A 13,545-nucleotide genomic window follows, 5' to 3' on the forward strand; every position below is an offset into this window, starting at 1 on the left:
CCGCTTTCATCGCGGCCCACTCGGTGCCGTACTCCGGCCGCACCTCGGCGACCATCCGCACCGCACGACGGCGCAGCTCAAGCGGGTAGGGGGAAGGACGTGCCATGACTCGATCCTCTCAAACGATCGAGTCCCTACCGAACCCGGAACGGTTTAGGCAGCGGCAAGCGGATGACCTTCGGCAAGACCGGCGAAGCCACCCTGAGCCAGTGGATGGCGGACAACGCACGAGTGTGCTGGATTGAGCAGAGTGAACCGTGGGACCTGGAATCGCGGCTCATCTCCCAGCTCGACCTCCCGCTGAACCTCGACCAGAACCGCCACAACGCGTTCCACGGCCGTCTGAAGGAGTTGCGGGCCCAAGCCCGTCAGCGAGCACGGGAGTTGCCCATCAGCTCATAGGCCAGCCTGCCGCTGTCTGGCTTGGTGTCTCCACCACATACGGTGGGCTGTAGCGCGGAAGCCACAGCCCACCGTACTGTTGCTAGGTCCTCCTGGTCGCTGCTACTTGACGAAGAGGATGTGGTAGCACCCGGTCAGGACGATTGCCGTCGTCACGACCAGGGACTTCAGGCGGGCGGTTCGGCGCTCATCGGCAATGGCAAACCGAACCGTCTGCCCCATCTCCTTGAACATGTCTCTCATACTTTTTATTGCCTCCAATCTGTAGAGACACCGGACGGAGCCTCTACCCTTCCTGGTAGCGGAAAACAAAAAAGCCCGACCTCAATTTGCGCGACAAAAATATTGCGCAAAAAGAAATCAGGCTGCGATTTCGAACTCAAATATTAGATTGACAATGTTCGCGCCCTGAAGCGTCTGACATCGGCCCAATGGAAGCGTTCTGCCACCATCGCGTGTCGGATACCCGGGTCCTAGACCAAAGTAGCACAGGTGAGTCAACGTCAGCAAGGTTCACTCGTAAGGAAGTTCTGGGGGGCCCGTGCGATGTGCCTGCCGTTGCACAGCATCGCGTTACTACAATCCCGGCGACGGCCGTCCTCTCCATCTTCGACTACCGCTCTGAGCTGGGGCCTGCGTCCGAGGTCACCCGACGCCGACCGACAACGACAGAAGCCCACGGCATCTGAGCTGGTCAGAGCCGTGGGCTTTTTCAGTCTCGCTGGTCAGCCGGACCAGTGATCACTAGACCGGCTATTCATGCGTTGCCAGGCGATGGCCGCGGCTGGTCGCTACGCGGAGGGTGTCCCTCAGGGCTCCGGTCAGGTCTTTCGCCAGGAGTCGCAGGTCGTCCGGCTGAGTATCGGTGTCGGCGAGCATGTCCAGCGCCTCGTCCAGCAGTTCGGTCGCCATGCCGAGTTGTACCGATTCGGTGTTGTCGGCCAGGCGGGACAGGTAGCCGTTGTTGTCATCGGTGCTGAGGAAGCAGGGCTTGCCGTCGGGTCCCGTCCATGGGAGGAGCCGCAGCTCGTGTGACATCGTCACCCTTCCGTCTCCTTCTCGTCGATCACGTGGTGCGTGGTGAACACCGCGTCGGCGCGGTCCCCCGGCAGCACCAGGAGCGCGGCCTCGACCACGCGTCCGGCGGTGTCGGCCATCTGGCGTGTGATGGCGAGGACCGCCAGGGCAGAGCTGATCCGGAGGGTGGCTGCCTCCTCCGGTGTCGGGAGTCGGACGCTGACCCTCTCCCGCACTTCGGCCAGCGGTGGGCGGAGTTGCGCCAGTCGCGTCGTCACCCCCTGGTACGGGAGCGGCTCGCGGGGCGCGGCGGCTGGCGCCAGGTCGCAGGGGACGTAGATGCGGGCCAGGCTGTGTGGTCTCTCGCCCTCATGGCTGAGGCAGAGGAACTCGGTCAGCGGGCTACTGGCCGGCACCTCCAGCAGGGTCGCCAGATGCCCGCGGGCCCGGATCCGGGTGGTGTGGACGGTGACGCTCAGAGCGGTGTCGGCGGCGGTCTGTCCGTCGGAGGTTCGGCCCCCTCCGACGTACGTGATTCTGCGGAGCGGACGACGAACGAAGTTCCCCTTGCCGTGAGCCTTCTCGACGAGGCCTTCCCCTTGGAGCACGGCGAGAGCGCTTCGGAGCGTTGGTGTGCTGACCCGGTATTGCGCGGCGAGGTGGGCCTCGGAGGGGAGGCGTTCGCCGGGCTTGAGCCGACCCGTGGCGATCTGGTCTCGGAGGTCATCGGCGATGGCGTCGCGACGCGAGGGCATGGGATGGATCACCGCCTCGCACTCTCAGGAGCCGCAGGGCGATGAGCCGGGTCCTTGTGTGCATGGTCAGCAACTCGCCCGAGTCGAACACAAGTCGTTTGGCTCCGCCGGGTAGTTGGAAGATGTCGGTCACCCGGCACTGTTGGCCTCCGACTTGGATGACGTCGCCGCGCTGCACGCTGGCCGTGGTGATCTCGACGGGGGAGAGCACCGCGCCGCTGGGTGTTCCTGCCCTCACCGCGCCGCCTCCGTCGGTACTTCGGGAATGGCGATCGTGTGGCACGGGCAGTCGCAGGACTCGTAGATCACCGGTACGTCAACCGGTGCAGTGGCCGGGGACGATTCCGCGTAGGCGTGGTGCGTACCGATCCGGCAGGAGCTCGACCGGTAGGAGTCGGCTCCGGCCTGTGTGGTGTGGGGCTGTTGGCGAGGCGGCATCAGTGGTCACCTGCCGGGACGCCCCAGGGGCCGGCGAAGGGCGGGCAGGGCGCGGCCGTCGGGCGGTGCCGTGCACGTGCCTCGCTGGCCAGCACGTACGGGCGGACGAGCGCGGTCTCCTCGCCGATGAGTACGCCGGTGTGGTGTCGGCCGTGGCTCGGGAACGGCGGTGCGCCATGGGCGAGCACGGGCGATGCGGCCAGCGGCCGGGCGGGTGCGGGGCGGCGGTGCCGGCCCTTGTGGGGGTGCCGCGCGCTGATGCGCGAGGCGGTACGGCGGATACGATTGAACACGCTGTCCAGCTCCTATCGCTGATGGTCCGGTCCCCCGACATCGCCCGTCGCGGGGACCGTTTTGCGTACGACCGCCCAGAGGGTTCGGTCGTTCGAACTGGTGGCGAGGAGTCCGAATCGGCCGGCCTGCGCCACCGCGTCCAAGACCTCCCGCCATGACTCGGCGGAGAGGGGTTCCGGCACCTCCGCCTCGATGGCCGTGCAGTCGTCGCGCTCCTCCACACGGGTGGCGAGTCCGACGGCCGATAACCGGGCGGCGATGGCCTCCGCGCTCACCTCTGAAGCGGGCACAGGGCATCCTCCGGTCACCGGCGATCACTTTGAGTAAAGCTAGTTAACTAGATTAGAGCTAGTGGACTAGATTTTCCATATGCCTGAGCAGCCGCCCTATCTCCGCATCGCCGACGAACTACGGCGGCGGATCGCGGAGCGCGAGTGGACGCCAGGGGACCGGCTCCCCTCCCGCGCCCAGATCGCCCAGGAGTGCGGCGTGGGCGACAACGTGGTCCGCCGCGCACAGGAGCTGCTGATCTCCCAGGGTGTGCTGGAGGGCCGCGCCGGTTCCGGCACCTACGTCGCCGAGCCCCGGAAGCGCGTCCGGGTGGTCCGTTCGTCGGCGCGCGAGCAGCCCGAGGGCTCCCCGTTCCGCGCGGACATGAAGGCCGTGGGCAGGCAGGGCGACTGGGAGAGCCGGACCGACGCCAAGCTCCCGGCTCCGGCGGAGATCGCGGCGCGTCTCGGCATCGCCGAGGGGGAGCTGTGCGTCCGCACCGCCTACGAGTTCCTGGCCGACGGCAGGCCGGTGCAGTTGTCGACGAGCTGGGAGCCGTACGACCTCACCGCCGGCACCCTCGTCGTCCTGCCCGAGGGAGGGCCGCACGCCGGGGCGGGCGTCGTGAACCGCATGGCCGAGATCGGCATCGCCGTCAGCCATGCCGTGGAGCAGCCGGAGCCCCGGCAGGCCACCGCCGAGGAGGCGTCGCTCCTGGGCATCCAGAAGGGCTCACTCGTCACGCACATCCGGCGGACCTACTACAGCGAACAGGGGCGGCCCGTGGAGACCGCGGACATCGTGGTGCCCGCCGCTCTCTGCGAGATCGTCTACGAGGTTCCGATCAGCCGGTAGCCGGTAACCGGTAGTCGGCCGACTCCGGCACCCGTTGCCCATGCCCTCATGCAGTCGTCCGCGCGTGCCCCTTCCGTGCCCGATCGAGCGGGAAACCACGGGGAACACCGGGCAGCCACGGAGTCCGGGCAGGCGAACGGCCCCCGACCGAATTCCCAGGTCAGGGGCCGTTCGCACTGTTCTCAGAGCGGAGGCGGTGGGATTTGAACCCACGGTGACATCGCTGCCACGACGGTTTTCAAGACCGTTCCCTTCGGCCGCTCGGGCACACCTCCCCGCGCCGGCCGGTGATCGGCGGCGCGGGGACCAGGGTAACGGGTCGGTGCGGGCGGGGTGGGGTCAGCTGTCGCCGACGCGGGCGCCCAGGGTGAGTTCGGTGGTGCGTTCCTTGCCGTCCCGCTCGTAGGTGAGGGTGACCTCGTCGCCGGGCTTGTGGGTCCAGATCTCGCCGATGAGGGTGGGACCGGAGTCGATGACACGGTCGTCCAGCTTGGTGATGACGTCACCGGGCTCGAGGCCGGCCTTGTCGGCGGGGCCACCCGGGTCGACGGCCTCGGAGCCGCCCGCGCCCTGCTCGGTGATCTTGGCGCCGCCCGAGCCCTCCTCCAGGGAGACCGAGGCACCGATCTTGGCGTACACCGGCTTGCCGGTCTTGATCAGTTCCTGGGCGACGTACTTCGCCTGGTTGATCGGGATGGCGAAGCCGAGGCCGATGGAGCCGGCCTGGCCGGTGCCGAAGCCTCCGTTGCTGGTGGACTGGATGGCGGAGTTGATGCCGATGACGTTGCCCTGGGCGTCCAGCAGCGGGCCGCCGGAGTTGCCGGGGTTGATGGAGGCGTCGGTCTGCAGGGCGCTCATGTAGGACGCCTGGCTGCCGGTGCCGTCGCTGGAGGCGACGGGGCGGTTCTTGGCGCTGATGATGCCGGTGGTGACCGTGTCGGACAGGCCGAAGGGGGCGCCGATGGCGATCGTCGAGTCGCCGACGACGACCTCGTCGGAGTTGCCGAGGGGGAGGGGCTTCAGGTTCGACGGGGCGTCGTCGAGCTTGATGACGGCGACGTCGTAGCCCTGGGCGTGGCCGACGACCTGGGCGGCGTACTTCTTGCCGTCCGGGAAGGTCGCGGAGACCTTGCCGCCGTCGACCGCGTCCGCCACCACGTGGTTGTTGGTGACGATGTGGCCCTGGGTGTCGAAGACGAAGCCGGTGCCGGTGCCGCCCTCGCCGCCGCGGCCCTCGGCCTCGATGGTGACCGTGCTGGGCAGCGCCTTGGCGGCCACCGCCGCGACCGTGCCCGGGTCGCGCTTGACGTTGCCGCCACTGGTCGACGCGGAGACGGTGGTGGAGTCGCCGTCGTCGTTGTTCTTGGCCAGCGTGTAGCCGAGCCCGCCGCCGAGGCCGCCGGCGACCAGCGCGGCGACGCCGATCGCGGCGAGCAGACGGCCGAGGCCGCCCTCCTTCTTCTTCTTGGGCGCGGGGGGCGGGTACGAGGAACCCCAGCCCCCGCCGCCTCCCTGGCCGTCGCCTCCGCCGCCGTCACCGAACGGACCGTGGGCGCCGAAGCCGCCGCCCTGTGCCGGGGTGCCGGGCGGCGGGGGCGGGGGCCAGGAGGCGTCGGGGGCAGAGCCTTGCGCGCCGCCGTGTCCGGGCTGGTCGGGGGTGCCGGGGGTGCCGTGGACGGCGGTCGCCGCGCCGGGCGCCGGGGCTCCGTACGCACCGTGGTCCGGTGCGGTCGGCGGGACCGGGGGCAGGGGCGTCGTCGGGTTGCCGCCCGCGTCGGGGGCGGGGCGCTCCTGAGGTGCCGGAGCAGCGGGGGCATCCGTCCGCGTGGGCGGGGCGGACGGCGCCGGGGGGACCGCGGTGCCCTCGTTCTCGGTGCTCACAGCTTCTCTCCTCGATCCACGCTTCGTCTCGGTCGCATACGGACACGCGCGTTCAACCTCGTCGTCCGGTCCGACGCGATGCGGTCCGGCCGACCTTCTTTGTATGACGTCAGCTTTTCCCACGGGCCGTCAGGGCACGATAAGCCGTTCCTGTGCGTCCGGAGTCATTCTTTATATAGGGCATTCTTCACTTAAGGCGCGCCATTCCGATGCCTCCGACCGAACCTCCGCACCGTTCCTTCCGTACCGACCGCACGTGTACCCGCGCGCGGTGGCACCATGACGCGGTGACCCACGCACGCCGGCACCCGACCCAAGTCGTCGCACACCGCGGGGCGTCCGAGGACGCCCCCGAACACACCCTGGCCGCGTATCGCAAAGCGATCGAGGACGGCGCGGACGCGCTCGAGTGTGACGTACGCCTGACCGCCGACGGTCATCTGGTGTGCGTTCACGACCGTCGGGTCAACCGTACGTCCAACGGGCGCGGTGCCGTGTCGGCGCTGGAGCTCTCCGATCTCGCCGCCCTGGACTTCGGCTCCTGGAAGGCCCGCGACTCCTTCGCCGGACGGGCCGCCGAGGAACCGGACTGGGAGCACCGCCCCGAGGACCGGGAGGCCACCTCCGTCCTCACTCTGGAGCGACTGCTGGAACTGGTCGCCGACGCGGGGCGCCGGGTGGAACTGGCCATCGAGACCAAGCACCCCACCCGCTGGGCCGGCCAGGTCGAGGAACGGCTGCTGATCCTGCTGAAGCGGTTCGGGCTGGACGCGCCGGCCGACCCTGCCGACTCCCCGGTCCGCGTGATGAGCTTCTCGGCACGGTCGCTGCACCGCGTCCGGGCGACCTCCCCGACGCTGCCGACGGTGTACCTCATGCAGTTCGCCTCCCCCCGGCTGCGCGACGGGCGACTGCCGGCGGGCGTCGGCATCGCGGGCCCCTCGATCCGGATCCTGCGCAGCCACCCCACCTACATCGAGCGGCTGAAACAGTCCGGTCACCAGGTGCACACCTGGACCGTCAATGAGCCCGACGACGTGGACCTCTGCGTCGGCCTCGGTGTGGACGCGATCATCACCAACCGCCCGCGCGCGGTGCTCGACCAGCTCGGTCGCTGAATCCGCACACCCGGCACACCCCCGCCACCTGCGCACTCGGGCACCACACCGGAGAGCGTCAGCGCAGCGAAACGTCACGGATGCACCAGGATGACGCGCACCTCTTGACCACACCCTTACCTCCGGAGCATCCTCACGTCTCGGCCACACCGAAGAAATCCAGCCATACGATGACGGGGAGTGCTCCGGCGCGTTCGGTGCGTGTTCACTCGTTTCGAGTGCGTCACCGCACACGGATCGGCCGGTTTCCGGTTCAGGCCAATGGGGCATCCACACCGTGGCGTGGGGCAAAGGAGGTCTCGGGGGTGGCGTTGGTGGTGGCACAGGAGGTGCCCGCGTCGTCGTGCATGGCCGTACCCCACGGCCCTGCGGGCGTGGGGGAAGCGCGGCACCGCATGCGCACGCAACTGCGGGCGAGTGGCGTCGCGGACACGGTCATCGACGACGCCGTCCTGATCCTTTCGGAACTGCTGAGCAATGCCTGCAAGCACGGCAGGCCCCTCGGTGACGCCCTGGCGGGCGACGGGGACGTGCGCGCCGCCTGGCGGACGGACCCGTGCGGCCGGCTCGTCGTCGAGGTCACGGACGGCGGCGGCCCGACCCGCCCGGCCCCGTCCACCCCGTCGGTGACCGCGCGCGGCGGCCGGGGGCTGAACATCATCAGCGCGCTGGCCGACGACTGGGGCGTACGCGACGAGATCCCCGGCGAGGTCACGGTCTGGGTGATCCTCCTGGACGCCGTCCGCGACCCGGCCGCCCGGCACCGGCGGGCCGATTTCGCCGCACAGGTGGCGGCCCCCTCGGTGGCCGACATCCCCGGGCTCGGCTTCGCGGACGCCTTCGACGACCTCGACTGAGTGCCGCGGTCCGCACGACGGATGGACGGGCGGACGGGCGGACGGACGGGCGGACGGGCGGACGGACGGCGCAGGGGCGGGCTCGTGGCCCCCTCGGCCCTGCCGTCGTACCCTGCGGGCCTCCCCCGCGCCCTTGGCGCCCCCGGCTCACGGCTCGACCGGCGCGCGGCTCGACCGGCGACCGCTCCGGCGGCCCGGTGCCCCGTCCAACGCGCCGCAACCTCCCCGCCCGACGCCCGCCCGACTCCAGCCCGACGCCCACCCGACTCCGCGCGCACGGACACCCGTACTCCCGCGCGCACGGATACCGACCGGTGCCGGGCGAACGGCTAGGCTCGCGCCCGTACGAGACGAGCCGTAACCGGGAGACACCCACGATGGCCAAGAAGCGCCCCCAGACGAAGGCGGCCAAGCGCCCGCAGCTCACGGACGGGGAGATCCCGGTCGTCGGCGCGCGGGAGCCCTGCCCGTGCGGCAGCGGTCGCCGCTACAAGGCCTGTCACGGACGGGCCGCCGCGCACGCCGTGACGGAGCTGGTGCACCGCCCCTTCGAGGGCCTGGCGGGTGAGTGCGACTGGGTGGCGCTGCGGGAGCTGGTGCCCGCGGCCACCGTCGAGCTGACGCTCAAGGACGGCCTGCCCGAGGGCGTCCCCTCGGTCACCCTGGCGACGGTGCTGCCGATGGCCTGGCCCGCGCTGCGCCGTGACGACGGTTCCGTCCTGCTCGGCCTCCAGAACGACACCTCGTCGGGCGACATCAGCCGCGACCTGGCCGACACCCTGCGGCGCGCCCTGGAAGCCGCTCCGGGCAACCCGGTCCAGGGCCGGCGCGCCCCGGCGGACGCCCCCCGGCTGCAGGACCTGCTCGACCCCGAGGCCGCGTTCGAGCCGGTCGTGCACAGCGGCTTCGAGTTCTGGGTGCCCGACTCCGAGAACGCCACCCCGGACGTGACCGCCTCGCTGGAACGCGCCAACGCCGCCGCCATCCCCACCGTCAAGCTGACGGGCGTGGACGCGGCCTACTGGTGCGAGACGCCCGAGAAGAACCACCTGCGGTGGGTCATGCCGCACCCGGAGGAGCAGCTTCTGGACGCGCTGGCGCGGCTGCACGCGGCCGGACGCTCCTCCCTCGGGGAGGGCACCCGCCTGGTCGGTTCCTTCCGCGCCCACGGACTCACCGTGCCGGTCTGGGACCTGCCCCGTGAGGTCCGCGCCGAGGACGTGGAGAAGCCGGCGGCCGAGTTCGCCGAGCGGCTCGCCGAGGCACTCGCCTCCGAGGCGCCGCTGAGCGCCGACGAGCGCCGGGCGCGCGGCGGTCTGACGAACCGCCAGGTCACGCTGAGCTGACAGCCGTCCCCGGGCTCCGGTTGTGCGGTTGTGCTGACCGACCGATCAGCACAACCGCCCCGGCGGAATCACCCGCTCCATGCGCAACTCCCGGTCACCGCAAGCAAGTCGGTGACCGGAAAAGCTGAGATCGAATTTGCGAACAGCCGATCTCTTGTTACCGTTCCAGTAGCCCGGTTGCTGGTGCATCCCCCGTCGCCAGCAACCGGGTCTTTCCGTGCGGCGGGTTGTTCACAGAACGCGGTCGGGTGTCAACCGACAGTCCGCGCGGGCGAGTTGCCGACGCCGAACGCCCACCCGAGCGGTCCGCACTTCTCCGCGCCATCACGTCTCCGCCGACGCTTCACCGCGTCCCCGCCGGGTGCGCCATCCCGTCTCCGCCGACGTTTCACCGCGTCCCCGCCGGGTGCGCCATCCCGTCTCCGCCGACGCTTCACCACGTCCCCGCGGGTGCGCCCTTCCTACGCCCTGCCGGGACACTCGCCCCCGCCATCCCGCCGGTACGCGCCCCGCCCCACCCCCTTGCCGGTCCCCCCTGCCGGAGCACCTGTCCCACCGCCCGTCGCCTCCACCCCCCTCATCTCCACCACCCGCCTCAGTCGCCGGGCGGATTGCTTCCCGAGCGCAGCAGCAGGGGTCCGTGTCCCGCCCGGCCCGCGAACTCCGTGACCGCCTCGTGGTCGCCGAGGTCTCCCCGTCGCAGGCGGCGCGGCGTCTCGCAGACGGCCGGTTCGTCGTCGGGCTCCATCGCGCAGTGCACGCGCACGCTGCTCCCGTCGGGGGCGATGAGAACGAGGATGGCGGACAGCGCCGTGCCGGTGGCGTTGCGGTAGTAAGTGCGCCCCCGGATCTCGTCGCCCCGCGCGACGAGACAGGTCTGCGCCTCGATGCCCTCGGGGGAGGAGACCTCGGGACCGCAGCGCAGGACCGGGAACGCCGAAGCGTCGGGCGAGGTGCTGCCGGCGCGGCCTCCCGGGGCGTGCACCGCCCCGGACGCCACGGGGCCCCGGTCGCCCGCCGACCCGTCGTCGACGCGCTGTCCGGCGAGGGTTCCGCCGTCCGGGGACCGCGCGCCACCCCAGGCGCCCCGCGTACCCGGTGCGGTCCGCGCCGTCCCGTGCGCCGACGCACCGGGCGTGACGTCACCCGCAGCGCCTCCTCCGCTCCCGGCGCCCCGCGGACCGGCGGCCTCACGCACCCTGCCGCCGCCCGCACCGCCGCCGAGCGCCTCCCGCGCGGCGGTCGTCCCGGACGCGCCCCGTGACGCCGCCGGGGCGTCCGGCGACGCCGGCCCCGCGGCCGGTCGGCCCCACCGTCCCGCCTCGCCCGACGGGCCGGACGGTCCGCCGGACGCCGGGAGCATCGTGGGCGGCAGTGCCGCCACCAGGCACGCCGCGGCGGCGCCCACGAGGGCGAGCAGACGGGCGGGAGTCCGGGCTGTTCGGGGGTCGGTGGCGCGCCCCTCGGCATGACGCGGCATGGCTCCGCAACCTAACGCCCCCGGGCCGCCGCGGTGGGTGCCGCGCCGGGGCGTCTACAGCTCGGGCGCGCTCACACCCGTACGAGTGAGGGTGTCGACGACGGCGTCCACCACGGCCTCGACGTCGGGCACCCAGGGGGAGGCGGAGCCGGGCAGCGGTGCGCGCTCCCAGGTGATGTCGCCCTGGCCGGTCCCGGACGGCGGCAGGGCGAGGTACCCGCCCTCGCCGTGGAAGCGGAGGGAGCCGGGGACGAAGTCCTTGGCGTGGAGCAGCTCGCCGAGCTGTTCCAGGGAGTACGGCTTGACCAGGATCGACCAGCGGGTGGGTGAGGCGACGACCGGGCCGAGGCGCATGCCGAGCCGGTCCAGGGCGGTCAGTGCGCGGGCGGCCGGTTCCGCCGGCAGGGACACCGCGCACGGGGCCTGGCCGCCGGTGGCGAGGATGACGGGAGCGGTCGGCCGGTTGGCCCACCACCAGCGCACCATGCGCGCGTCGGTGGTGGCCGCGAGCAGGCCGGGGTCGAAGGGGTGCGCGCCCGGCACCGTGCAGTCCGGGTCGGGGCAGGCGCAGCGGGACCGGCTGTCCGGGTCCGCCGCCACGCCCGGGAGCACCGGCCACTTCCATTCGGTGGCGAAGGTCAGGGCCGCGCCGATCAGCTCAGACGTTCCGTCGCCTCGCCGGGACAGGAACCTGCGACGCCTTCCGGGGATCTCGCGCATGAGCGCTCGTTCCTTTCCGTTGCACGCCTGGCAACACCGTGGTCCACATCACAACATGTGTCGATCGCTTCACTGTGCGTACCTGTTGGCGCATCACACCCCTGCTCCGGGCAAGGGGAGCCCCTATGGGCCGAGCAAGGGCTGCCTCCGCGGCCGTTCCACCCATACTGCGTCCATCAGGACTGTGGGTACGGCGTGGGGGTGGCGAAGTCTGGCGTTTACCGTCGCGCGTATTTCTCTCCGCCTCCGCCACGGGAGGATGGGGCACGGTCGTCAGTGGTTAAGACGCTCGGGTCCGCCGCCAGGTTCCCGAGTGATTCCCGGCCACCCTGACCTTCTCCGAGTACGTACCCATCACGACCGCTGTGACGCTCCGTCGAGCAAGGCCAGTCGACCGCAATAAGCCTCCCCTTGAGGCAGTTTCAGGCCAATTCCTTCCCCCGGCAAGGGGCCGGGGGGAATTTCCTCTCCCGCCCCACAGACACCAGGAATCCCAGCAGGACAATGCTGGACATCTCCTCACGAGTACGTGTACATGTGGAGACACTGCCGGCGACGCAGAATGACATGGGGGTTTGCGATGCTTTTGAGCAGTACGTACCGGTCGGAAAGCCGGACGCCATGAACGCCCCGCACCCTCCGAAAGTGGCCGGAATCGATTCAACGGTTCCCGCGCCCGCACACACTGTCGCGTCCGTTTCGACGAGTACCTCCCCGGGCGCCCCGCAAAACACGCCTCACCCGCCCGGCGCACTGCTGCAGGACCGTCTCGCCGGCTGGGTGTCGGACCTGACCACCCTCCACGAGCTCACCGAGCGCCTGGTGCGCACGGACACGCTCGACGCGGCCCTCCGGGAGCTGCTGCGCGCGGGAGCCGCCCTGGTCGGTGCGCGCCGGGGCCTGGTGGTCCTGGAGCCCGCGGACGGTCTCGGTCCGGACACCACCGTCGGTCTCGGCCTGGGCCGCGCCGACCTCGGGCACCTCGAGACGGTGCCACGCCGCTCCCTGCCCGTCGGCAGGATCCTGGACGGCCTGCCCGGCACCGACGACGGCGTCGTCACGGCGGACCTGTTCGCCGAGAAGGAGCTGGACCCCCGCCACCGGGACGTCGCCGTCCGGCTCGGCTACGCCGCCAGCTACGCCCTGCCCCTGACCGCCGGTGCCACCACCGACGACGCGCGGCGGCTGGGTGCCGCGGTGTGGCTCTACGACGAGCCGGCCGAGCCGTCGGAGCACCGCCGCCATCTGGCGGGCCTGTACACCCGGTACGCCGCCGAGCACCTCGCCCGGCTCGCGGAGCTGGAGCGCACCCGCGCCTCGATGGCCACCATCGCCGACGAGCTGCTGCCCTCCCGCCTGCCCCGCGTCCCCGGCGTCCGGCTGGCGGCCCGGCACCACACCTGCGCCCGCGGCGGGGGCGACTGGTACGACGCGCTGCCGCTGCCGGACGCCGCGCTCGGCCTGGCCGTCGGCTCCGTCACCGGTTCCGGGCCCAGCGCGGTCGCCGCGATGGGCCGGCTGCGGGCCTCCCTGCGCGCGTACGCCGTGATGGAGGGCGAGGACCCGGTCGCCGTCCTGTCCGACCTGGAGCTGCTGCTGCGGCTCACCGAACCGGCCCGGTCGGCCACCGCCCTGTTCGGCTACTGCGAACCCGCGCTGCGGAAGATCACCCTGGCCGGGGCCGGGCACAGCCCTCCCCTGCTGCTGGGTGAGCACCGCACCGAGTTCGTGGAGACGTCGGTGTCCGCCCCCCTGGGCATGCTCGCCTGCTGGGAGGCGCCGAGCGTGGAGATCCACGCGGAGCGGGGCGAGACCGTGCTGCTCTACACCGACGGCCTGCTGCACCGCACCGGCGACCCCACCGACCGGGCCTTCGCCCGGCTGCACGCGGCGGCCGCCGGCGTCCCGGCGGCCCTGCGCGGCGACCCGGACGCGGTCGCCGACCACGTCCTGCGCACGGTGCTGCCCGACGGTCCGGACCCGGCGGGGACGACCGAGGACGTCGTCCTGCTGGCGGCGCGCTTCGACTAGGCGGGCGCGGGCGGCGGCCCCTGCCCGGGCCCACACCTTCCGGGTCGGCATCCGTAACAGGTCATCGCCCCCGGTGACCGT

At 71.6% G+C, this 13,545-nt stretch carries 14 protein-coding genes, 1 tRNA gene and 1 pseudogene; 6 read left to right on the plus strand and 10 right to left on the minus strand.

The window, feature by feature from the left end:
* Positions 1-168: 168 nt before the first annotated feature.
* A pseudogene (locus AC02VZ_RS10390) lies at positions 169-402 on the plus strand (GIY-YIG nuclease family protein); the annotation flags it as partial.
* 102 nt (positions 403-504) lie between these two features.
* Here the strand turns inward: AC02VZ_RS10390 and AC02VZ_RS10395 are convergent.
* The 6 genes from AC02VZ_RS10395 to AC02VZ_RS10420 all read right to left on the minus strand — a co-directional run bounded on the left by AC02VZ_RS10395 (position 505) and on the right by AC02VZ_RS10420 (position 3,196).
* Entirely contained in the window at positions 505-636 is a 132-nt protein-coding gene (locus AC02VZ_RS10395) for a hypothetical protein (RefSeq protein ID WP_269809373.1), read from the minus strand.
* Between the two features lie 519 nt (positions 637-1,155).
* Positions 1,156-1,446 (minus strand): hypothetical protein, encoded by a 291-nt coding sequence (locus tag AC02VZ_RS10400; RefSeq protein ID WP_432056575.1) that lies wholly within the window; start codon positions 1,444-1,446, stop codon positions 1,156-1,158.
* On the minus strand, positions 1,443-2,174 hold the full coding sequence (locus AC02VZ_RS10405; protein WP_432056574.1) for a GntR family transcriptional regulator: 732 nt from the start codon (positions 2,172-2,174) through the stop codon (positions 1,443-1,445). Before AC02VZ_RS10405 ends, AC02VZ_RS10400 begins: the two co-directional genes overlap by 4 nt.
* Positions 2,143-2,412: a hypothetical protein gene (locus AC02VZ_RS10410; protein ID WP_432056573.1), complete on the minus strand. Its 270-nt coding sequence runs from the start codon at positions 2,410-2,412 to the stop codon at positions 2,143-2,145. The genes AC02VZ_RS10405 and AC02VZ_RS10410 overlap by 32 nt, the downstream gene beginning before the upstream one ends.
* Before the next feature lie 199 nt (positions 2,413-2,611).
* Entirely contained in the window at positions 2,612-2,905 is a 294-nt protein-coding gene (locus AC02VZ_RS10415) for a hypothetical protein (RefSeq protein WP_432056572.1), read from the minus strand.
* 12 nt (positions 2,906-2,917) lie between these two features.
* Positions 2,918-3,196, minus strand: a complete 279-nt coding sequence (locus AC02VZ_RS10420) for a hypothetical protein (RefSeq protein ID WP_432056571.1) — start codon at positions 3,194-3,196, stop codon at positions 2,918-2,920.
* A gap of 79 nt (positions 3,197-3,275) precedes the next feature.
* On the opposite strand from AC02VZ_RS10420, the gene AC02VZ_RS10425 reads away from it, so the two are divergent.
* On the plus strand, positions 3,276-4,031 hold the full coding sequence (locus tag AC02VZ_RS10425) for a GntR family transcriptional regulator (protein ID WP_432056570.1): 756 nt from the start codon (positions 3,276-3,278) through the stop codon (positions 4,029-4,031).
* Positions 4,032-4,219: 188 nt separating this feature from the next.
* Here AC02VZ_RS10425 and AC02VZ_RS10430 read toward each other — a convergent pair.
* Both AC02VZ_RS10430 and AC02VZ_RS10435 read right to left on the minus strand, forming a co-directional pair.
* Positions 4,220-4,306 (minus strand) — tRNA-Ser (locus AC02VZ_RS10430).
* A gap of 64 nt (positions 4,307-4,370) precedes the next feature.
* Complete coding sequence (locus tag AC02VZ_RS10435; protein WP_476475218.1) at positions 4,371-5,912, minus strand: S1C family serine protease; 1,542 nt, start codon at positions 5,910-5,912, stop codon at positions 4,371-4,373.
* A gap of 287 nt (positions 5,913-6,199) precedes the next feature.
* Here AC02VZ_RS10435 and AC02VZ_RS10440 point away from each other — a divergent pair, with 287 nt between their 5' ends.
* From AC02VZ_RS10440 to AC02VZ_RS10450, 3 genes are all read left to right on the plus strand, one after another.
* On the plus strand, positions 6,200-7,030 hold the full coding sequence (locus AC02VZ_RS10440; protein ID WP_476475219.1) for a glycerophosphodiester phosphodiesterase: 831 nt from the start codon (positions 6,200-6,202) through the stop codon (positions 7,028-7,030).
* 218 nt (positions 7,031-7,248) lie between these two features.
* On the plus strand, positions 7,249-7,887 hold the full coding sequence (locus AC02VZ_RS10445; protein ID WP_432056567.1) for an ATP-binding protein: 639 nt from the start codon (positions 7,249-7,251) through the stop codon (positions 7,885-7,887).
* 377 nt (positions 7,888-8,264) lie between these two features.
* Entirely contained in the window at positions 8,265-9,233 is a 969-nt protein-coding gene (locus AC02VZ_RS10450; RefSeq protein ID WP_476475220.1) for a DUF5926 family protein, read from the plus strand.
* A gap of 595 nt (positions 9,234-9,828) precedes the next feature.
* Here the strand turns inward: AC02VZ_RS10450 and AC02VZ_RS10455 are convergent.
* Together AC02VZ_RS10455 and AC02VZ_RS10460 are read right to left on the minus strand one after the other, a co-directional pair.
* On the minus strand, positions 9,829-10,233 hold the full coding sequence (locus AC02VZ_RS10455) for a hypothetical protein (RefSeq protein ID WP_432056565.1): 405 nt from the start codon (positions 10,231-10,233) through the stop codon (positions 9,829-9,831).
* Between the two features lie 534 nt (positions 10,234-10,767).
* Positions 10,768-11,433: a bifunctional DNA primase/polymerase gene (locus tag AC02VZ_RS10460; protein WP_432056564.1), complete on the minus strand. Its 666-nt coding sequence runs from the start codon at positions 11,431-11,433 to the stop codon at positions 10,768-10,770.
* A gap of 504 nt (positions 11,434-11,937) precedes the next feature.
* Here AC02VZ_RS10460 and AC02VZ_RS10465 point away from each other — a divergent pair.
* On the plus strand, positions 11,938-13,464 hold the full coding sequence (locus tag AC02VZ_RS10465) for a PP2C family protein-serine/threonine phosphatase (RefSeq protein WP_432056563.1): 1,527 nt from the start codon (positions 11,938-11,940) through the stop codon (positions 13,462-13,464).
* Positions 13,465-13,545 lie beyond the last annotated feature (81 nt).

Source organism: Streptomyces sp. 3-6 (genome assembly GCF_056323165.1).

Bases quoted from the DNA above. Each gene is read 5' to 3' on its own strand.
- AC02VZ_RS10460 (WP_432056564.1), bottom strand. From the start codon at position 11,433: ATGCGCGAGATCCCCGGAAGGCGTCGCAGGTTCCTGTCCCGGCGAGGC.
- AC02VZ_RS10395 (WP_269809373.1), bottom strand. From the start codon at position 636: ATGTTCAAGGAGATGGGGCAGACGGTTCGGTTTGCCATTGCCGATGAG.
- AC02VZ_RS10405 (WP_432056574.1), bottom strand. From the start codon at position 2,174: ATGCCCTCGCGTCGCGACGCCATCGCCGATGACCTCCGAGACCAGATC.
- AC02VZ_RS10465 (WP_432056563.1), top strand. From the start codon at position 11,938: ATGCTGGACATCTCCTCACGAGTACGTGTACATGTGGAGACACTGCCG.
- AC02VZ_RS10450 (WP_476475220.1), top strand. From the start codon at position 8,265: ATGGCCAAGAAGCGCCCCCAGACGAAGGCGGCCAAGCGCCCGCAGCTC.
- AC02VZ_RS10425 (WP_432056570.1), top strand. From the start codon at position 3,276: ATGCCTGAGCAGCCGCCCTATCTCCGCATCGCCGACGAACTACGGCGG.